Source organism: Dyadobacter sediminis, from assembly GCF_005860765.1.
GTDB classification, from domain to species: domain Bacteria; phylum Bacteroidota; class Bacteroidia; order Cytophagales; family Spirosomataceae; genus Dyadobacter; species Dyadobacter sediminis.
This window is the reverse complement of sequence record NZ_VCEI01000008.1, coordinates 1-21306: the sequence shown is the minus strand read 5'-3', so window position 1 is coordinate 21306 and position 21306 is coordinate 1. Positions and strand designations below refer to the sequence as shown.

Genomic DNA, 21306 nt, shown 5'->3' with positions numbered 1-21306 from the left:
TCTTGAACTGCTTTAAAAACTCATCAGTCAACAAATCTTCTGGTCTCATAAACTGTGTTTTGTTAAAAGTAAAAAATCGGAGTTACAAACCCCGATTTAAACTTTACACAGATTTTGAGATAGTGTCAAATATTTTATTTAACATAATGTCAGTTATACAACAAGTAAAATACATGAATTTTTATAGAAAATATTCATAATTACATGATAACTATTGAAATTTGTTAATATATATCTACTACGAAGATAACACTATAATAGCTATTTGATTTCTAATAATCAACATGTGATTAATTCTTAAACTGTAAACCTAATTCAGTAACATACGCTTCTTGAATATCTGATTTCTGGGAATACTTTATGGTGCATACCTATTTGCCAAAGTAAGCTTTTGTTATTTAAGATGAAATACTAGCAAGGGAACATCAGTTTCCACCACTAATTTTTTAGTTATACTTGGATTGACAATGTACTGTTCCCAGAAGCCTCTTTCCCGGGTTGAAACAATCAGCAGATCAGCCTCGACCTGTTGACAATACTTTTTGATGCCCTCAATGACACCACTTTCTTTTTGAATGACAATATCACTGGCCGAAATATCAAGTTCATTGATCATCTGCTGAACATACTGCTCATCCGGCTGGATATTAGGCTGCTCTAACGAACTGATTTTGATAAAGGTCAGTCTGGTACCTAGCTGTTCTGTTAATCTTTTTACCTGATGTAAAATATTGATTTCCTCGTATTCGAGCTGTGTTGCATATACCGCCCGTGTAAACTTAATAGTCTCTACCTGAGAAGGTACAACCAATACCGGACAGTAAGCATCCAGCGCAATACCGGTTGCTGAACTGCCGATCAGCTTATCCATAAAATTTCCTTGTCCGGTCCGGCCGATTACAATAAGATCAGCTTTGATTTTCGAGGCCTGACTCAGGACCGATGTATGAATTCCATTAGATTCCCAGATTCCTTCTGCCTGGTAGCCCTCTATCTGCGCACCAATTACATATTCATTCAATAGTTGCTTATAGGAATTCTCCATGTCATCGCACACCTGCTCTGTACTTTCGGTTACTGGAATGGCAATGTTGGTTTGATAAGTATGCATAATAGCAAGTTCGGCTCCAGTTTTCAAAGCAATTGCTTTGGCAACTTGGATAATATGCTGTGAACTTTCAGAGAAATCTATGGGGATCAGTATCTTTTTCATCGCAAATGAAAGTTAAAGTAAAGTTCTGACTTTGCATACCAGCAATGGCATGTGAAATTTTAGAAGATTTATTATCAAAACAGTGACCCTGCTCAGATCACTATGTATTTTGAGCTTTGCAGCTTTTCAAGTTAATGAGATATAAGAAATCATTAACTTGCAAACTACCCGTATTAAGGTAACGTTTCAAATCTGATACCTGTTCCGCGTTAGGAATCAAGACCAGGCACTTGTTCGCGCAGTAAGCAAAACATCACACCGCTATTCGCTTCCTGAACAGTATCTTAAATCGCTTTTGATACCCATTGAAAAGGAGTTTACTAAGCAGGTATTCAGAAAACATTACAAAGATGTTTTCTTTGATCTGTTAAATATTGCTGGCCAAAGCTATATAGTTGTAACAGCTAGAATGGCATTAACTGGCTAAAAAGTAGAAGTAGATATTTCAGGTCTTTCGTTGAGCTCAGGGGTTTTTGTGCTGAAAATCAGGTCAGAAGCTGCAATGGAAGTCATCAAGTTGCTGGTTACGAACTAACCGGAATGTAAGGATTATCATCTTTTAAAATGAAAATATAAAAGCCGAGCACAATTTAAAACAAGCTGATTCTCTTACTTTCAAACTTAAATACTAAAATAAATATATGAAAGTTAGACAATTTTTCAATATCATTGATTTTGGAGAAAGATGGTCTACATTAAAAGCTTCGCCCAGGCATTTTCGCATCTCAGTTTCCCAGGTCACTCAGGTACCGCAGCAAATCGCGTAGCTCCTCCTCTGAGTAATTATCCACCAGTCCTGACGGCATAAGCGAGCCGGTTTCCGTTTTGCTGACAATGATCTTTTTACTTAATACCTTCGGTTTTCTGGATTCCGTAGTTTCAATTTGTATTTCTTCCGCATTCTCAAAAATCTTGATCCCCTGGATCAGTTCGCCGGTTTTCGTTTCCACCGCCACCCTGTTATAGCCCTCTTTCACATTTTGATTGGGCCAGAGCACTTCTGAAATGATCTCCCTTGTAGAGAGACCTTTGCCAATAGCTGACAGATTGGGACCAATATTCCCGCCTTTTCCATTGATTGTGTGGCAGGATGCGCAGCTGGGATTAGCCATGTAAATCGCCTTCCCTTTTCCGGCATCTCCGGCTTCTTTAACTTGTTTTGAAAGCTTGTCCACATATTGCTGATCATAGTTTCTGGTCACAAGGTTTTTCACACCGGCCTGCTTGTTGAGCAAAGTTTTCAGCTCCGCCGCATTGATCCCTTTCACGGCAAGTACTTCCAGCATGAGTCCTGCCTTTTCTCTGGACAAGCTTTTTGTGGCTAAGGCTGTGGTGAGTGAGGCTATGCCACCCTTGCGTTCCAGAACCGGAGATAGAATTTCCTTGAATTCCGCAACCGAGCCGCCAAAAATACCAATTTCGTTGAGCGTGGCCTGGGTAGCGAGGCCAATATCCAGCATACTCAGGCTTTGCAATCCTGCAAGCCGGATCTGTCGGGGCGTTTGCGGATTTTTGACTAGTTTTTGTAAAATCGGTAAAGCTCCCCGCCCGTTCAGTTGTGCCAATGTTTGCAAACCTTCGGCGCGGAGAGACGCATCCTTTTGTCCATTGGAAACTAACGTTTGTATCGCTGGTGCAAGCGGTTTCAGCTTCCAGGCCCTGATCAGCCGTACCGCCGATTTGGCGACTTCTTTGTTATCCGGTCCCTCAAGAATGCTTTTTAATCTGTTCAATGAAACTTGCGTTACAGGCCGAGGTTCGGTCTTGGCAAGATGATCGAGCAAAACGGCATCATCGGCTACATTTGCAGGTTTTAGCACAAATTCAATATCCGAAGGTCCGCCCACCTTTGCCAGACTGATCAGCAAGCTTCGTTTTACTTCTTTTGACAACTCGTCCGAGATCAGTTTACGGTACATATCGGCAGTATACCACGTCGGCGGAATGACGCTTACAATGTAGGCCAGATGTGCGGGGTCTTTAAATGCAAGCATACCTTTTCTTAAAGCCGGCTCCCACTCCTGCTCCAATGCATAAACCGTTTTTTCCAATGCATAACGGATAAATTTATCAGTTGGTAAATTAAGTATCTGGCCAGCGACAGCCATAGCCTCCGGCCGGTGTACATCACTGACAGCCACGAGCGCTTCAAGCCGCACTCTTGCCACGGGATCGTTGATCAGCGGCTCGAGAATGGCCAGCGGATTTTCCAGACGGTCGGCCCAGCGCCCGGCAACATGCGCGGCGTAGCCCCTGGCGCCCGGTTCTTCGCCTTTTGCCAACCTTTGCAACAAATCTTCATTCACGATCTCGTGGCTTTCATATACATGGATTGCTTCCAGCAAATGATGTTCAAAATCTGCGTCCGCCGGGCTGAGTTTCGCAACCCAGTCAGTCAGCGGCTGGCTTACTTCCTCAAACGGGCGTTCGGCGAGAAGCTTTCTTACCTGGTATCGAACCCAGTGTTCTTTTGATTTGAGGTGATCGAGTAAGGTAGGAACAGATTGTCCGGTGAGTACCGGAGGTGTAAGCAACGGTCGGCCAGTGGCTGTGATCCGCCAGATCCGTCCATGCGTTTTATCACGGTCGGGATGTCGCATGGAAGCCTGGTAATGTCCAATAATCGGGTTATACCAATCGAGCACATACATTGCACCATCCGGCCCGATCTTGATATCGATCGGGCGGAAGCTGCGGCTGGACGAAGTCAGTATCGGGTCCAGCAATGTGGCCCTGTAGCCGGATGAATCCTCTGCCACGCGCATCCGCTCTACTTTGTTGTTATAATAACCGGCAATCACAAAATCGCCCCACAGGTCTTTGGGTAAATGTTTGGTACGGACAATCTCAATGATTGAACCTTTGATTACCAGCTCTCCAATCGGCGGAAGCAATGCACGGTGGGTAGTGTTGACCATTCCCGGAACGGTATAAAAAAGCTCAGGATCATTGGCCTTGTGAAACATCTCGCCCCACTCGCCAAAGTTCATCCCCCAGGGATTTACGCTGGCCGTGGACCCGTCCAGAAATCCGTCGAGCCTGTTTTGCAATGGACGATACCTCCAAATCGAAGCACGATCCGCTTTCTTAATACCCCATGCCGTTTCAACCCGGCTGTAAATGCTGTGTCCCTGTGAAAAGAAAAGTTCGCCGCCCGGACTCCACAAAAAAGAATTGATCGTCTGGTGTGAATCGTGCGTTCCAAAACCGGAGAGCAATACCTTGCGGCTGTCTGCTTTGCCGTCATTGTCGGTGTCTTTGAGAAACACCAACTCGGTCTGCTCGCCGAGATAAACGCCGCCATGCCCAAGCTCAAAGCCCAGCGGAATGTTCAGCCCTTCTGCAAAAACCGATGAATAGTCTGCTTTCCCGTCCCCGTCTTTGTCTTCCAGGATCACCAGCTTGTCATTAGGATCTGAACCGGGCATCGGCTGCGGATAGGATGGGATCGTAAGTACCCACAAACGCCCTTTTTCATCCCAGCGCATTGCACAGGGGTCGGCGATTCCCAAGGTTTCCGACGCAAACAATTCAATTTTGTAGCCGTCGGCGATCTTGAAAGACGCCATTTCCGACTCCACCGAATTGTCGGGTTCGGCTGGCGCAACTGACATTAGATTTACCTGGGCAAAACTTGTGTAGGATAGTAAAAAAGCAAACGATATGAGGTATGATAGTCTTTGCATGAAAATAAATTTATCAGTTTTGTGTAACGAGCAGGTTTTGCTGTTCAAAAATGTGGTTTTCGGCTTCCAGGATTAGCGGCTGAAAACCTTTTACTTCTTCGGGAAAAATTCTTTTTTCGGTATTCTTCCAATCATGGCTGAAAGGCACCGTGGTGCGGTCGCCGCCCAGAAAAGCCCAGTTGCCGGGACGCCAGTAGCCAATCCAGAGCTGGTTTTTCGTCAAAATTTTTTTCCGTAAGGGTTCCAGTTTTTCGGTAATCCGATGTTGTATTCCCAGCTCCTGCACGATCACCTCAGCCGTAACTTTTTGCCCTTCCGGCGAAAGATGGACACCATTGAAAGTTAGCGAACCTGCCAGCGGAGACTTTTGCAGCGGGGTATACAGATCGATATATAAATAACCTTCCTGAGTAGCCAGCTCTCTGATTGCCGCTGCATACTTCTCAACCGGGGCATTTATCAAAGGGTTTTGTGCCAGCTTACCCTGCCTGGAATTCAGGTTTTCGGGTTCGAACGGAATAGGTGAAAGCAAAATAATACGGCGCTTTCCTGTTTTGATCTCGGAAAGGAGCTTTTTATATGCATTGATAAATTCAGGTAATGCCGCTTCTCCCCACAGGGATTCCATTTGTCCAAACTGAATAAAAGCAACGTCAGCCCCAAGACTATCTAGATTCCTGGACCATTTTCCAAAACCAACGTCCCTGAATTGCTCGTAGGCCGTATCTCCGTCCCAGCCCAGGTTCCAGATGTGGAGCCTGGTGTGCGGGTTTGCAGCCATGAGCAACGTTTCAAGGTAGCAGTCCTTGCGCATGTTCACGATATTGGTACCACCGGCAAACACAATCACTTCATTTTCTTTAAATGTCAGCGACGATGATTTGCCGAGTGGTTTGTTCATTGGAAGTTTCAGCTCTTTAACCAGCTGCGCTTCGGTTAACCCGGCGAGTTCCACCTTCGGGTTATGTACTAACGAATTAATCTTATACCGGACAGTCTGCGCGTCGCCGGAGTGGATTTGCAAGGCGATATATCCCGACGGGTCACCGCCCGGATCTTTCACAGATACTGCCAGTTTTCCATTGATGGCAGTCCAGATACGGTCGCCTGAAGCCAGGATTTCATATTTGTTCCACTGACCGGGTTTCACTGCCTTTTCACCCCGATCCGACCAATCGAGCTTTTCCCGTCCGTGTTCGTGGTAGAGCCGGCCCCATACATCCCTCCCCATATCAGCCTGATAACCAATTGACTGACCTGATGCGTCCGCTTTTTTAGACCGGAACTGGATCCCCGCATTGCAATCGTTGCATTCCAAGAGTACATCCACATTCAAATAAAAATCGGCCACTTTTACATCCGACCACAAAAACTGGTTTTTCTCCACTTTCTGCGTTGCCCGGCCTACAATTGCACCGTCTTCAACCGCCCAGTACTGCATGTTAGCGGCTGACCAGCCGGTCAAGTCTTTTTTGTTGAAAAACGCGGTATCCGTTTTTTTCTGGGCAAAAACCTTGCAACCGATCAGGAGTAACAACACACTTATTAGCTTGGAATTAATTTTAAATGCTTTCATGAATACATATTTATAAATTAATACAGTATGGATTAGTAGCTTGTATTCTACGTCAGTTCCGGATTGATGATGATTTCGCCTACCGGAATCAAATGATGCAGTTCTCTTTCGCTACCGTAGCAAGAATGCAACTCTGTTATGATTTTTACCAATTGTATTTACAATCAGCTTCTCGCCTTTGTAAATTTTTGTAATTACTTTATTATCCCCTGTGAGTTCCAGTTGTATTGATACAATAAGGTCACCAAGGTGGAGATTACGAAGCGTCAATTTCGGTAAGTGCTGGCTTAGTTGCGGAGTGATGCTAAATGAACAAAACCCGGTTTGTTCAAGTCCAAGCAGTCCTTCCAGAAAGATCCTGCAATACAATGCACTTTCCGCAGACAAATGCCGCATGTCGTTTTCAGGATAAGCCTCGACAGCATACGGTACATGATCACCTAAAAGCCTTTTCTGGGAAAATGACACAAGTTTTTCAAGAGATTTATCCAAAAAACCTGCTTTAAACAGCCCACGAAACATGTAAAGTGTACCTCGGTCCCAGAATACATCCTGACCCTTTTTGTCTGGATTGAGTTCTACCAGGATGCCATTTTCTGTCCACAATTTATCGAGCAACGCTGTTGCGGTTGCCTCGGCGCGGGTATTGATTCCCATGGCCAAAGGCAGGCAGATCCAATGTCTGAGCCGCTCGCTTCCTTCATAGTACCGGTATGTGTCAAGTCCCTCTATATGATGACCGAAATGGCTTTCAATGCTTTTTTCCAGATCTCGCCGATGTTGCTCATACTGTTTTGACAAGCTTTTGTATCCCAGCTCCTTTGCCAAGACGGAACCATATTTCAAGCCTCCGTAATAGAGCGAACTGGTTGCAAGATTGGCATCTCCGGTTGGGATTCGCCCTTCCATTTCATCTGTTTGTGAGCGTACAACTCCGTGTTCGTTTAACTTGCTGTGACAGTAAGCAAGCGACCATTCAACCAGTGGCCACAATTCTTTTGCTGCCTCCCGATCGCCCGTGCGCAGCAGATACAGCGATGTTCCGTAAGCTATCATAGCCGCGTCGCCCCGATCTTTATTGGAAGACTGGATATCACCTTCAATCTCGAAAGAATAGGGAATCGGATTGCTTGCTGACGGAATGTTTTGCAGGAATTTCCGATAAGCATTGCGGGCAGCGACAATGCCTTTTTCATAACCTAGCAAAGGAAAGAACGGGCCGCTGTATTCAACCTGATCGTTTGCCCAAACACCAAGGTAGTAGTTACCCCCGCCAGGGGAATGCACAAGACCCATTTTAGAATTGAAAATACTTTCAGCAGCCCGGATCTTTGAAAAATAAAACAATCTATCAAGTACATGATTACCAGTTTCCAAAACCAAGTTTTGGCGCATGGATCGAAGAAATTCGTTCCGCTCTAAAGCAGCCTTTTTGTAATTGAACCCCTCGGCTGACTCATTGTCAATGGCAGCCGCAAAGTATAATCCAAAGCTGTAAGACTCGTTTGCAGCTAAATCTATTTGCCCGCCCGCGTCGCTGTACACGTGAATGTGATATGCACCTTTGTATCCGTCGAGCGTCGTTTTGTAAGTTGTGTTGCCCGTTCTTAATTGTTTACTGTTTTTGCCAACATTCGTCAGCGTCCATTGCTCGACAAAAAGCCTTTCGGTCATGGAAGGAAACAATGTCCGGGTAAGCCTGATATCATTGACAGGTGTGTGATAAATAATCAGTTTCCCTTCTATCCCAATTGAATCAACTTCTTCGAAAACGATTGTTTTCTGGCCATCGGCAATACTTGGCTCGATCTCTGATCCGTAGGTCTGACGCAGGTAAGCCCGGTACTTTTGCCAGCTTACTCCATTGGTCCGGTCGTAGGTACGTAATTGTGGGAAAATGATATCGCGTTTAAGGGTAAGCTGGCGCTTTTTATTGATAGTATAATGGATAATCCCGGAAACATTGCTTCCCGACATTTCTATATTATCACCATGCGCAAGTCGCTGCTCACTGCTTACATTCCAGACGATACCGCCGTCAGCCGCTATTTTCCAGAAATCGGAGGCGGGCAGTGATTGTGCAAATCCCGAAGGAGAAAGGATATGCGCTACAAATACTATCGCTATGCTTCTGATTGAATTGATCATCACCAGTTTTTCAATTTTTTGATATAAGGTATTAAACCATTTGCCATATGCTGATGCTCTTTCAGGTTCTGGTGCCAGTCGCTGCCATTGGCATCAATGGACCCGAAATCAAAATAATGCACTTTCTTGTCGGCGGGCGCAAATCGGGACTGAACCGACCTGATATATGATTGAAAAGTCGATGTGCTGTCTCCCGGCAGGTTCGGCCCCGATGCACAAATGATATCAGCGTCAGAATATTGGCTCCGTAGCTTTTTTACAAAAGCAATGTAAGTATTGACAAAGAGAGCACTGTCAAGTGTTTTGACAAGATCATTCGCTCCAAGCTCAATGACAACCACATCGGGCTGATTGGCTGCATAATCCCATTGCGCATTGCTTCCGGCTACAATCTCGTCATACAATTTAGGCTGAACGAAATCTTTATTTCCATCATATGACTGGAGCATCCCAATACCCGATCTGCATATCGCCACGTAATTTGCATTCAACTTTTTGGCTACCAGCGCACCATAGGCCAGGTCCGCATTTTCGGTTTCGTATTTAAAATGTTCTTCCCGGCTTTTGCCCTCGTTTCCATAGCCGCAAGTCAATGAATTTCCTATGAACTCAATCGTCCTGGTAATTCGCGGCAATGGGTATAATGTTTTACCCGGGTCAATTATAAATCCTTCAAAAGTAGTAGTGCCGCCGTGCGACTCCGTACGCCGGGTGATAGTAATGCGATGCGCTTTGTCGGGAAGGTCGCGGGCAAGCTGGTAAATGCCGGACGAATCTGCTGATTCCAGCTTGAAGAGCTGATCGTCAATGCGGACATTGAACCAGTTACGCAGACTATCGTCCTTCAATTTAATAGCAATCGAAGTCCCCATAAAACCGGCACTGATCGTGCAACCGGAATACATAAAGCGTGGGTTAGCCCGATCCGAAAAATCAAATCTTCCCGTATAACGGATCGATTTGTCATCAGCGCGAACCAACTGTGTAGGTTCTGCAACAGGCTGAAGGAACAGCAAAAATAAAATGAACAGGATCATTACTGATATATATTAAAAAATTTGGCGTTCAGTTTAGCTTTTTTACCCAGATATTACGGACAGAAACCTTCGTAATCGCTTCAATTTCAATTCCGAAATACCCGGCTTCATTGTTGGACGATTTTTTGTCATCGTCAATCATCACAGACATGAGCTGTCCGTTCACAATATGAAGAAACATGCCGCCGCGCGCAATAACCGTATACTGGTTCCAGTCGTTGTTTTTAACCAGATTCGCCAGCGTTTCACTACTCGCAATGGTCCCCATCAGTCGTTTTCGCTTGTCTGAAAAACCTTCCACGACCTGTCCTCTCCAGGCCAGGATGCGCATGGGGGTATTTTCAGAATAAAATTGTCCCGTCCAGGGTTCGCTCGGCCAAAAATCCGCTTGCGGGCCGGTCAGCATCCAGTTCAGGTTCACTGGTCCGACATTTTTCGTCACCTCGGGTGATATGGAAGCCAGCCAGGGCAAACCCGATTTGCTGCGATATTGCATCCCGCTTCCCCCAGTGCCCGCCACTTTGATTTCAAATTTCAGTGTAAAATCTTTGGCCTTCATTCCCCGATAAACAATGTAGTTGTTGCCGCTTGGGTTTTCGGGCGTCGATTCACCCACGATGGAGCCTTCCTCCGCTCGCCAGAATTTCGGATTGCCGTCCCAGTCTTTCAGATCCTTTCCATTATAAATCGACACGTAGCCTTCATGGTCGTTAAAATCAATAGGAGCTGGTTGTGTAAAACCCCATTGAGCCCCGATTTCGGCATCAGATTTGATTTGCTGCCCGAAAGCAGCGCCGAGCGGCGGCAGTAATAACAGTGATAATACAATTCTCATAACGGGGTTTTTAAGCATTGATATAAAAAACAAGCACATTCTGGCAGGTACGATCATCTGATTATTTTTCAGTTCCCGATGGGTAATTGGGTTGGTAATTTTCAATGTGAATCACGGGAGGAAAATTTTCTTTCCACCAAAAGCTTTCCCTCTTTGTCCCTTTTGGAAATGCACCTAAATAATTGCCGCCTCCATCCTTTGCAGGAGAATCTTCTTTCAGCCTGAAATCACCTTCTTGTGGATTTACGAAGTGTGGATCAGCAAGGATTGCATGGGTGCCGGTCGTAGCGTAAACGCTGTCTTTAAGCCAGAAATGCAGGTAGATCGGAAATTCGGATTTGTTAGTATCCTGGATCAGGTTGCGGCTGATATCGATTTGCTGCTGGCTCGCCCACCTGTCAGCCATTTTGCTCGTATGCCCGATCTCAAAAGGGAAGTTCCGGGCGAAAATATTATTCTGGATACGAAGGTTTTTGAGTTTGGTTGAATACAAATAACAGCCTCCGCTCAGCCAGTACTGGGGATCGCCCGAAAAATTCTTTCCCCAGCCGTTCCGGTAAAACGTATTGCTATATACGTCAACTTCCTCCCGCAGGTTGTCCGCGCCCCATTTGGAAAAGAAAATCCCGGTAGCACGATTATTATAAATCAGGTTATGATGGATTTTAAGATTTTTAGTATTGGGGCCGTCCTCCGATGAAATGGCAATGCCGGATTCGCAGCCGTGCACCACATTCCTGTACATTTCGATGTGTTCGAGCTGACCGAACCAGGCGTCGATATATAACCCCTGGCGCTTGCAATCGTGTACATAATTATGGTGGACCGAGCCAAAAGCGGCGGTTTCTTTCACATCTATGCCTTCTTTTTCACAGTTGTAAACATGGTTCCATGCTACTTCGAAGTGGTGAGAGCCGGCTACACTGATCGCCTCATGCGGCGCTTCGTGTCCCTTATAAGGTGTCCAGCTCATTTTCATATCGTTAGCATTGATAACCGTGTTGCCCAGAATACGAATGTACTCACAACGCTGCCATGTGGCTATTCCCGGAGAAAGACTGTTTTCAGACGTACAATTGATCACGTCGATGTACCTGCTTTCCTGGATATTGATCCCGCATCGGTGTGAATTACGCACATGAATGTTGACCAGCCGTATATATGCAGCATGCTCGATCTGCACAAGACCATTATTGCGCGGATAAATGCCGCTGTCTGGAATATTGATTTTCAACCCGTCCAAAATAACTTCAGCACCCTTTTCTCCACGAATGGTTATCCAGCTTTCGGCGCTGCCTTTGGCAGTAATCGTAACGGGTGCTGTCAGATTGTACAGTCCGTCAAGCAAGGTAACTGTCTTGCCGGGTTCCAGCATGCCGACCGCCTTCTGGATTGAGCGCAGCGGCTTGTTCCTGGTTCCGGCGTTGGAGTCACTGCCCGAAGGAGAAACAAACACCTCCTGGGGTTGGGCAGTGGCTTTGAGCTTGTAAGGACCCCATGTTGTTATAAAAAAAAGGATAGCAATAAAGCGTGGTATATACATCGGATCGTATCAATTAAAAATAAAAACATCAATTGCGCTTCGCTCCCTGGTAACCAACGACAGTTTGCCGGGCGAGTCTTTGCAGGATGGCAGCCATTTCCTTGGACAGTTTCACAAAAGGCCGGCCATCCAGGTGCCGCAGTTCGCCGGGAAGTCCGACCGGGCTTTTTTCAAATAAAACAGCATAATGTATGCAGGCAGCAAAATAGCGTAAGGTATCGTTTACATGAATGTCGTCCGTAAACATTTCTTTGATGGAACGAATGCCCGGCACCTCTCCCCTGTCAATAGCGTCCGACAGCAGGCCCAGGCCTTGGCCCACCGGAATGAGTTGCATCCGCTGCCGGGGATTCTTGCTATTGAACTGGTTGACGACAGATTCCCACATAGGCAAATCATCTTTTAAACGCGTACGGAACGGGCTCGCATCCTTGTCATGCTCGCAGCCGGTAGGCGTGCCGCTGTTGATACAATGCCAAACCTCATATAGATATGGTTTAATTTCCGGGTTATATTTTCGCGCATATTGATATATACTATCCACATACGGATACGTATGCTGTACGACATTCCCCCAGCCTTTGCCATAATAGCGCGGGACGCTTTCGGTCATTACCAGATGTGTATACTGGCCCGAGGGAAGCCCGTCCTGCTGATCGAAAAACGGGCTTAAGTGAGCGCTTTTGTCAATATCCGCCTTGTTGAATATTCGCATCATTTCCCGATCGGTATGCTCTGGCAATTCCCGGTTCTCGCTTACTACAAACTGATTCCACTGGTGTCGCAACGGAGCACCACTGCTGCGTTGATGCGTAAAATCAAAACTGTCTGCACGGGTGCTTTTTGACATGCCCCATAACATCTCAGGAATACCGGCGCTCAGGCTGTGGCCCAGATAGGCGGCCTTGATCACCTGTTTTTTCGGTGGATTGGAATGGGCTGAGGATGGCATTCCGAAGAAAGCCATCCATGATAGGAGAAAGATCTTAATCATAACCTGGATTGTTACCGGCCGCAGCCATAAGTGGATTGGTATTCATTTCTCGCTGCGGAATAGGGAATATCAAATGCCTGGATACCTGAAACTCAAAGTTTGCTTCATTGTAATTGTAGCCAAAGTCGCGGGCTGTCCAGGTCGATAGATCTATGAAGCCAGCTGCATGCCAACTCCGCAAGTCTGTCCACCGGATACCTTCTTCGGCAGCAAGTTCAATAAATCGTTCATTCATAATGTGCTGCATGGTTATCGCCGTGCGGTTGGCTGGCGCGGTCGACACTTTACCATCTTCCGTGGAGCGCCGTGCGCGGGCGCGGATGTCATTTACCTGCACCAGGGCCGCAGCTGCGTTGCCAGTCTGCAAGTAAGCCTCCGCGGCCAAAAGCTTGATATCAGCATAGCGGATCAGGCGGGTGTTGTTGGTCGAGGATATACCCCAAATCTTCTCAAACCAGCATCGACCGGGATACACATACTTCATCAACTGATAACCATCGAACTTATCCCAGGCAGGCGCCTTTACCTCTGTATTGCCCGTGACATTCGTAGTAAAGTTCGCGAAAGTGTATTCTTTTCTCGGGTCACCGTTGTCATACGCGTTCATTAATTTTTTTGTAGGACCGTATATGCCCGAAACGTAGTTGCCCCAGTGGCTTGTGCTGTAATGGTACATAGCCCCCATCTGACCGGCCCCGCCGCCAAAATTATTATCAAGCCATGCATTGTCCTGGTCAGTCGCATGGCTTGCCTGAAGTTCGAAGAGCGACTCGGCATTGTTTTCATGTTTGTAATCAAAGTTTTCCGCAAAATGCACCAGCTGCCGGGTTGTGATTTTTTTGAAAGCGGCAATCGCTTTTTGGTAGTCGCCCGCATTGGCCTTGTTGTACCTCGCGCGTAGCGTGTAGCATTTCACCAGGAGCCCGTACGCACTTTCATTAAAGACCCTGCCACGCTCCGTTTCTATTTTCCAGTATGATGCGTCGGGCAGCAACGTAGCGGCCAGTTCCAGATCTTCGATCGCTTTGTCAAGCATTTGAAACTCCTGGGTAGGAGGAAGTATCGCGTCCGCAATGCTACGGATACGCGTATCCTGAAGCGGCGCTTTCCTGAAAAAATCCCACAAACGATGGAAAGCCCATGCACGCAGAAAAAGTACCTCTCCTTTGTTGATCTCGTTTAAGCCAGACGTACGATAAACGGCCTTCACAGATTCCTCTTCAAGTTTTTCCAGCATAAAATTACAGCGGTAAATGATTTGGTAAAGCCGCGTCCAGAGCATGTTCACTTCTCCGTTTGCGCTGTTTAACCCGGCAAATGCTTCCATTGCCCCGCGACCGGCATCCTGGTGTGTAATGTCATCTCCGGGCAGCAGTAGGATCTGGTGAGAGCCGCCGCCATCGTTAAGCAGGGGACCGTACAGATTGTAAAATCCGGCATAGCAGGCACCAACACCTTCCTGCACACGAAGTTCAGATTCGAAATACTCGCTTTCCAATTCGGCCGTAGGCTTGATGTCCAACTGATCGGCGCATGAGCTCAGCAGCAGGAGCAATAGCGCTGCTACGATCGGGGTAGGGTTATAATGTTTATATCGTGTCATCATGATATGAATCTGTTAAGATTTAAAACTTTGCCGTCAATCCGACAAAAAAAGTACGCGGCACCGGGTAGTTGTTGTTTTCAGGATCCAGTCCCGTGTAGGGTGTCAACGTGAAAAGATTCGATGCTCCGGCATAAATCCGGGCAGTCTGGAAGTGTTTTTTCCCAGCACCGGAAGCCAATGAAGGGATTGTATAGCCCAGCTGCAAATTCTGAAGCCGCAGATAAGCCGCGCTTTCAAAGAAAAAATTGGAGCTGCGAAGGTTTTGCACAGGATCACCAAAGACCAGCCGCGGATGTGTTGTAGACCGGTTCTCAGGCGTCCATGCATTGTACACCTCACGCGTCACGTTATCCCCTTCAGTAGCCATAAAAGTCCCGGCTTTGATGCCATTATATTTAACTACATCACCAACGCCGGTAAACTGTACGTTAAAGTCAAAACCCTTATAACTGGCGTTTCCATTGATGCCATAGAAGAATCCGGGAATCGATTTGCCTACATATACCATATCATAAGAATCGATCCGTCCGTCGGCGCCTTCCGAATAAAACTCATTTTCGTTTTTGGGAGCACCCCTGAGGTCCTGAAAATAAAAATCCCCTGCGCCCACGCGTGATCGTTGATAGTTGACGTCCTCATAACGCGAGAGCCACTGCTGTGCTTCCTCGTCGCTCTGGAAAACCCCACCTATTTTGTATGCGCGGTGGTAAAACATTGAGTAGCCCTGCTCGACAGTCCCTGCGGAAGTTGGAATTCCCTTGTAAGTTTCTAATACGCGGTTGGCTGTCGTAGTTAGGTTAGCACCTACGCCATAGCGGAAATCGCCCAGTTGCTGCTGCCAGTTCAGATTAAATTCAAAACCCAGGTTCTGCACTTTGGCCACATTGGCTACGGGCGTTTCAATCACACCCACGCTTGAAGGAAGGTCAATAGCCTGCAAGATCCCATGGGTTTTCTTATAGTAGTATTCCGCAGAAAATTCCAGCCCTTTAAATAGTTGCGCATCAAAACCGATGTTGAATGTTTCTGTCCGTTCCCAGGTAAGGTCGCGGTTTGGAATACCGAAGATCGTTGCCCCCTCGTAGAACACACCGGAGGAGGGACGATCAGGCTGGCTGCTGTTGCCCATTGCATAATGAGGATTACGGGAAATAGCCGACAGATAAGCCATATCGCGCACCTCCTGATTACCCAGCTGTCCCCAGCCTGCTCGCAGTTTCAAGTCAGAAAGCCAGGAAACAGATTCTAAAAAAGATTCACTTTTTAGTCGCCAAGCTGCCGAAACGGAAGGGAACGTCCCCCATCGGTTCTCAGGCGCAAAACGGGCGCTACCATCCCGACGTACTGTCGCATCGAGATAATATTTTGATGCGTAATTGTAACTTGCGCGAAACAGGTAACCCTGCAATGCCCAACGCATCTGCTCGCTTCCTACGGAAGTATAAGCGCGTTCTCCCCCCAGTACCCGCAGGTAATCCTTTTTGGTGGTCATGTACTCAGTGCTGGCAAGCTTGTACATCGCATCGTATTTCTGATCAGAGAAATTGAAAAGCAAATCCAGGTTATGGTCGCCGAAGGAATTGGCATAGTTGACCATCAGCTCCTTCATCAGGTTATTGTTGATCACATCACGCTCCTGGTAGGAGCCCACCGACTTCCCTCCTCCCCTGGCCCGAGGATCTCCGGCGGTATAATCGAACACATTGGCGTCATAATCCGAAAACTGGTAGCGCGTGGTAACATACCGGTCCAGGCTCAGGGTACCCTTTACGGTCAGGTGTTTCACTGGCGTCAGCTCCACGTACAGGTTACCGATATTGCGCCAGGAGTCGTAAGAAACGTCATTTGAATTCATCCGGCCTACCTCATTGATACGGGTTCCCTGCCCATACAATTTCTGGTTCGAATAGGACCCGTTATCCTGGATTCCACCCACCACATTTGCATATCCATTGTAGCTGGGAATGCCTGGTGCTGCGTAAATGGGCTGCCAGGGAGCGCTCCGGATCACGTCGAAATAGCTATAAACGCCATCACGTCCTGAAGCATTGACAAGGCGGTAATTGACGCCCGTTTTCAGCCAGTCTTTGATCTTCGAGTTTAACTTAAAAGAGCCGGAGTAACGTTTCAGCTGATTGACCAGAATGGTACCTTGTGTGTTAGCATAGCCTACCGAAACGTTATAGTCTGTATTTTCATTGCCGCCAGAAACCCGCACCGAATAATCCTGAACTGCTGCGTTTTTATTCCGAACGGCATCCTGCCAGTTGTAGGTCGGCGAATTACCGAGGTACCTGTTGCTACCCGGATCAAAGCGGCCAATATTGTCTTCCATTGGCAGGCGGTCCGGGTCCGTCGCAAAGACGCCCTGGACGAAAGATGTATATTCAGGCGTTGTAAGCAAGTCAAGATCCTGGGTCAGGTTTTGCACCCCTAGTCTGGTGCTGAAATCCACTGACATGGCTCCTTTTCGGCCCGTTTTGGTAGTGATCAGTACCACGCCGTTTGCAGCGCGCACCCCATATATAGCTGCGGCAGACGCATCTTTCAATACTGAAATGGATTCAATGTCGTTGGGATTGATCATCGACATAATATTGATTGGCCCGCGCACATCAGCGATCCGGGCATTTTCGCTTTCAATACCAGCACCCATTTCGGTCACCGGAATACCATCGATCACAAAAAGCGGATCAGAAACGCCCCAGGTGTTTGTCCCGCGGATACGGATTGTTGGACGCATCATGGGGTCACCGGAATTACCTGATACCTGAACGCCGCTCATGGTACCTTGCATGGCCATCTCAGGTGTCATCGAAACTGATTTGTCAATGGTTTCAGCACTAATGCGCGATATCGCGGTGGTAACGTCCTTTGCGGACCGGGATCCATACCCGATCACAACCACTTCGCTCAGCTCGCTTGTAGCGGCGGCCATCGTCACGTCAATAATGCTCGCTGCACCTATTTCCTTCTCCTGAGGCGAATACCCGACCATTGTAAATGCCAGCACAGTTGCCCCGTCCGGTACGGCCAGAGTGTATTTCCCGTTTACATCCGTTGCAGCGCCCACCGGGGTTCCCTTTACGAGCACAGTTACACCAGGCAAAGCGCCGCCGTCCGCATCGGTCACGGTACCGGAAATACTCCGCTCTTTGGGTGCGACGGGCTGTGTTTCTACCGGCGGGTCCGCTGTTTGCCGGCGAAGCAATTCCGTCTTGGGACTTACCAGGATTGTTTTGTCCTCGATTTTGTATGTAAAGGGCTGGTTTGAAAAAATCCTGGAAAGAAATTGCTCCAAGGGCATATCCTTTGCGGTTACCGTAACCGCCGCGCCTTTTAAAAGCTCCTTGTAATTATAGAGCACCACATAGCCGCTTTGCTGCTCAATAGATCGAAAAACGTCAATAATCGAAGCACCTTTCGTATTTAACGTGATGCTTTGTGAGTAGCTGTGCGCGTGCAACTTCAGGCAAGCGAGCAATAAAATACCAAATACCTTCATCATCATAAAGGTGCGCCAGGATATAGTTGTACGGGTGAATAAGCGGCCCCACAGGCCATAGCTTTCCAGCCTTCGTTTTTTATTCATAACTTTGAAAAACTAAGGTTTACATTTTGTGAATAGTACCATGTTCGCGATGGGGACCAGCGGTATATGGCAGGGCAAGTGGTTTCGACACTTCCCTGCTTTTTTTACCTTCTCTGGTCAGGGATCAAGGAGACGTTTTGTTCATCATGATGCTGTCGTTTAAGTTGATAATCAATGGTTTGTATCCTTCGGAATATTTAATATAAGTGTGCGGTCGCGCTGAATTTCAGCTTTGATGTTAAAATCCTTTTCCAGGAATTCAAGAAATGTCGATAACCGGACGCCCCTGCTCATTTTACCTCCCAGGTATGCGGTAGGTCTGGGTCCTTGGTAAGTCACTCTGACATCATACCATCTTTCAATCTGCTTCATCGCTTCGTCGATATTCAGGCCATGGAAATCGAAAAGGCCGTTTTTCCAGGCAACAGCAGTCGTTGGATCAACTATAAGAACAGCGACTGTACGACCGTTGTCGCCGATAATGCTTTGTTGGCTTGGCCGCAGTACCTGTTCGTTTTTTGAAACGACGCCGTCTGCCTTGGCATTGACGCGCACTGACCCGGTCAGCAATGTCGTCTTGCTAAGGTTTTCATTTGAATAGGCATTGATATTAAAGGACGTGCCCAGAACCGTTACGCGCTGCTTTTCGGTATTGACGATAAATGGTTTGGCCGCATCTTTGGCAACTTCAAAGTACGCCTCTCCATGAAGGGTAACTTCACGCTTGCCACCATTGAATGCGCCGGGGTAAGTGATCGAGCTCGATGCATTCAGCCAAACCCGGCTTCCATCAGGCAAAGAGAGCTGATATTGTCCGCCATTTGGCGTAGCAAGGGTAAAATGCTGGATATCGGGCGAGTACGTTTTGCCGTCTGCTGCTGAATCGATGACTTCCGTACCGTCTAGGTAGCGGATATGTTTACCGATTACAATGCCCTGCTGCCTGTCGCTCAGATCAACCTTGCGGCCGTCCGCCAGTGTAAGCGTGGCACGATTACCGCCTGCCACGATCTGGTTGGTAGTGACTTCAGCCGCAATCTCTTTTTGAGGCACATCCCGGTGACGGAATTTGGCGCCCACCCACATTAATAAAAGAAAGCTTGCCGCGGCAGCGGCAACTTTCCACCAGATCCAGCGAACAACAGGTTTCGATTCACCAGTTGGTTCGGCAGATTCCTGTGAGGATTCGCGGACCTTCGACAAGATCTGAGGATATAATTGTTCTACACGATTATCAATAAAATCGGCATTCAGCGTGTGCGCATCGTCGCGCATTGCCTGGCGGACAACCTCTTCGAACTCCGCATCATCCAGCGTGGAAAATATGGCAAGCAGTTTGTCTAATTCCTCCCGATTTGCCCGGTTGAAAAGGTAAGCTTCCAGCAGTTGTTGTATCTCTTCTCGATTGACCAAATCAGAATATGTTTTCTCTGTTTATGGGCCTATACGATCCGGTTTTAAAAACACACTATCGAATAAAGACAATTTTTATTAAAAAGAATACAAGATTAATTATTCTCAAACACGGACATAAACAGAACAACCGCAGAAGAATGATTACCTGCCGATCGATTGACGTAGGATTTGATCTCTTTAATGGCTTTGACAAGTTGATTGCTTACCGTCGAAACCGAGATGCCCATCAGATCGGCCACTTCACGATAGCTTTTATCTTCCAGTTTACAGAGAATTAAAACTTGTCTGCGTTTGGGAGATAGTTGATCGATTGCGTCTGCAACAAGTTGGTAATCGTCTTTGGTGTTAAACAGCTCATCCTCTTGAACGTAAGAGCCGATGTCACTGGCCCAAAGCTCCTGCTGAAGATTTTTATCGCGGCTGATTTTCCGAAAAGCGTCAATTGCCCGATTATCGGCCATTCTATACAGATAGGTCCGAAAGCCGCGTGCTGGTTCGATGCGCCTGCGGTGCTCCCAGAGTTTAAGAAATACGTCCTGCAGGATTTCCTCTGTAATTGCAACGTCTTTTAACAGGCGAAGCAGCCGTCGATAGAGTGCTGGCGCACATAATTGGTAGATAGCAGCGAATGCGGCCTCATCTCCTTCCCTCAAACCGTGTAGCAAATCTGCATCTACTTCGGGCAGTGAACCTGTCATAATTATAACTTTTTCTCAAAATTATATATTTTTTGTTCTATGCCAGCTTTTTCCCAAGGAGAAGTATGCAGCTTTTCCGTAGAAGAAAAGTATGCAATATGCAAATCTCAGCAACACTTTTGATTATTAAAGGGTTAAAAATCTACCACTTCTGAAAGATCACTCAAAGGAACTTGCCATTCACAAGCAATTACCATGCTTTTAACTACGTAAATATTGAAGCAATAAATCTGTGACGGCCTTGTGATCGTTTCTGTACAATTTTTTAACCTAACCCCTATATTTCGGTACGAAATTGGTATTCATTTTTAGCTTTACTCATCGATGCTTACTCAAACAAAATAATGGGCTGGTCACTAAAACCAAACAATTTTGTAAACGGTCCAGTGATGCACCTAAAATAACTTTGGGCCTGTGACCAACAAGAGGGAAAGAACAATTTCCACCACTCAGATTGCGGAATACAGTATTCCTTCATGGGTATGCTACTGAATTGAGTAGCCAGGTCAAACACCGGCCCATTTCATGCCGCTAATGTCCAGCAACGTTTGAAACTTTACATAATTAAAGTTATCAAAACAAAATAGCTGAATGGGGTATCTATTAACTTCTTTTATAAATACTTACCAAATAATATTTTGTTGTATAACACATGTAATGTCAAATAATACGTACAGTGGATTATGTTAAGCTAGTTATTTAAGACCAAAAATACCACGGTAAGGTAGTCCAAGCTGTCAACCTATTGTAATAGATTTCTATCATTCAAAAAAATACGGAGTGATCAATACTGTTGTAATCATTCTCTTGCACTGCAGCAATTAAAGTCTTACTTTATAATACCTCTACAAATTCAGACCACTTGTTTAGTTAAAACTTAGTAACTTAAACAAGGATAAAATAATGAAAAAGATGCGTAGAAAATTTGATTCATCATTTAAGGCGAGAGTGGCTATTGAAGC

General features: G+C 46.5%; 12 protein-coding genes. All 12 read right to left on the bottom strand.

The annotated features are described in order from the left end of the window. Positions 1–394: 394 nt before the first annotated feature. Positions 395–1213, bottom strand: coding sequence for a universal stress protein (locus FEM55_RS00955; protein ID WP_138279464.1), 819 nt, complete (start codon positions 1211–1213; stop codon positions 395–397). Between the two features lie 725 nt (positions 1214–1938). Beyond that, positions 1939–4827: a PVC-type heme-binding CxxCH protein gene (locus FEM55_RS00950; protein ID WP_161597101.1), complete on the bottom strand. Its 2889-nt coding sequence runs from the start codon at positions 4825–4827 to the stop codon at positions 1939–1941. A gap of 85 nt (positions 4828–4912) precedes the next feature. Next, positions 4913–6475, bottom strand: coding sequence for a 3-keto-alpha-glucoside-1,2-lyase-like domain-containing protein (locus tag FEM55_RS00945; RefSeq protein WP_138279462.1), 1563 nt, complete (start codon positions 6473–6475; stop codon positions 4913–4915). Between the two features lie 111 nt (positions 6476–6586). Then, positions 6587–8623 carry a glucosidase family protein gene (locus FEM55_RS00940; RefSeq protein WP_138279461.1) on the bottom strand — a complete coding sequence of 679 codons (2037 nt, stop codon included), beginning with the start codon at positions 8621–8623 and terminating at the stop codon, positions 6587–6589. Next, positions 8623–9660, bottom strand: a complete 1038-nt coding sequence (locus tag FEM55_RS00935) for an SGNH/GDSL hydrolase family protein (RefSeq protein ID WP_138279460.1) — start codon at positions 9658–9660, stop codon at positions 8623–8625. The genes FEM55_RS00940 and FEM55_RS00935 overlap by 1 nt, the downstream gene beginning before the upstream one ends. A 28-nt stretch (positions 9661–9688) precedes the next feature. After that, positions 9689–10495 carry a 3-keto-disaccharide hydrolase gene (locus FEM55_RS00930; RefSeq protein WP_138279459.1) on the bottom strand — a complete coding sequence of 269 codons (807 nt, stop codon included), beginning with the start codon at positions 10493–10495 and terminating at the stop codon, positions 9689–9691. A 61-nt stretch (positions 10496–10556) separates the two neighbouring features. Continuing rightward, on the bottom strand, positions 10557–12038 hold the full coding sequence (locus FEM55_RS00925; RefSeq protein ID WP_138279458.1) for a right-handed parallel beta-helix repeat-containing protein: 1482 nt from the start codon (positions 12036–12038) through the stop codon (positions 10557–10559). 28 nt (positions 12039–12066) lie between these two features. Further along, positions 12067–12888, bottom strand: coding sequence for a hypothetical protein (locus FEM55_RS00920; protein WP_138279457.1), 822 nt, complete (start codon positions 12886–12888; stop codon positions 12067–12069). A gap of 136 nt (positions 12889–13024) precedes the next feature. Beyond that, a complete protein-coding gene (locus FEM55_RS00915) occupies positions 13025–14638 on the bottom strand; it encodes a RagB/SusD family nutrient uptake outer membrane protein (RefSeq protein ID WP_138279456.1) in 1614 nt (537 codons plus the stop codon). A 19-nt stretch (positions 14639–14657) separates the two neighbouring features. Next, a complete protein-coding gene (locus tag FEM55_RS00910; protein WP_138279455.1) occupies positions 14658–18230 on the bottom strand; it encodes a TonB-dependent receptor in 3573 nt (1190 codons plus the stop codon). A gap of 171 nt (positions 18231–18401) precedes the next feature. Then, a complete protein-coding gene (locus FEM55_RS00905) occupies positions 18402–19643 on the bottom strand; it encodes a FecR family protein (protein ID WP_138279454.1) in 1242 nt (413 codons plus the stop codon). A 95-nt stretch (positions 19644–19738) separates the two neighbouring features. After that, positions 19739–20344: an RNA polymerase sigma factor gene (locus FEM55_RS00900; RefSeq protein WP_138279453.1), complete on the bottom strand. Its 606-nt coding sequence runs from the start codon at positions 20342–20344 to the stop codon at positions 19739–19741. Between the last annotated feature and the right edge of the window lie 962 nt (positions 20345–21306).

Excerpts from the sequence above, each read along its gene's own strand:
- FEM55_RS00925 (WP_138279458.1), bottom strand. The coding sequence starts at position 12,038 with ATGTATATACCACGCTTTATTGCTATCCTTTTTTTTATAACAACATGG.
- FEM55_RS00900 (WP_138279453.1), bottom strand. The coding sequence starts at position 20,344 with ATGACAGGTTCACTGCCCGAAGTAGATGCAGATTTGCTACACGGTTTG.
- FEM55_RS00910 (WP_138279455.1), bottom strand. The coding sequence starts at position 18,230 with ATGAATAAAAAACGAAGGCTGGAAAGCTATGGCCTGTGGGGCCGCTTA.
- FEM55_RS00930 (WP_138279459.1), bottom strand. The coding sequence starts at position 10,495 with ATGAGAATTGTATTATCACTGTTATTACTGCCGCCGCTCGGCGCTGCT.
- FEM55_RS00935 (WP_138279460.1), bottom strand. The coding sequence starts at position 9,660 with ATGATCCTGTTCATTTTATTTTTGCTGTTCCTTCAGCCTGTTGCAGAA.
- FEM55_RS00915 (WP_138279456.1), bottom strand. The coding sequence starts at position 14,638 with ATGATGACACGATATAAACATTATAACCCTACCCCGATCGTAGCAGCG.
- FEM55_RS00940 (WP_138279461.1), bottom strand. The coding sequence starts at position 8,623 with ATGATCAATTCAATCAGAAGCATAGCGATAGTATTTGTAGCGCATATC.
- FEM55_RS00945 (WP_138279462.1), bottom strand. The coding sequence starts at position 6,475 with ATGAAAGCATTTAAAATTAATTCCAAGCTAATAAGTGTGTTGTTACTC.
- FEM55_RS00950 (WP_161597101.1), bottom strand. The coding sequence starts at position 4,827 with ATGTCAGTTGCGCCAGCCGAACCCGACAATTCGGTGGAGTCGGAAATG.
- FEM55_RS00955 (WP_138279464.1), bottom strand. The coding sequence starts at position 1,213 with ATGAAAAAGATACTGATCCCCATAGATTTCTCTGAAAGTTCACAGCAT.
- FEM55_RS00920 (WP_138279457.1), bottom strand. The coding sequence starts at position 12,888 with ATGTCAAAAAGCACCCGTGCAGACAGTTTTGATTTTACGCATCAACGC.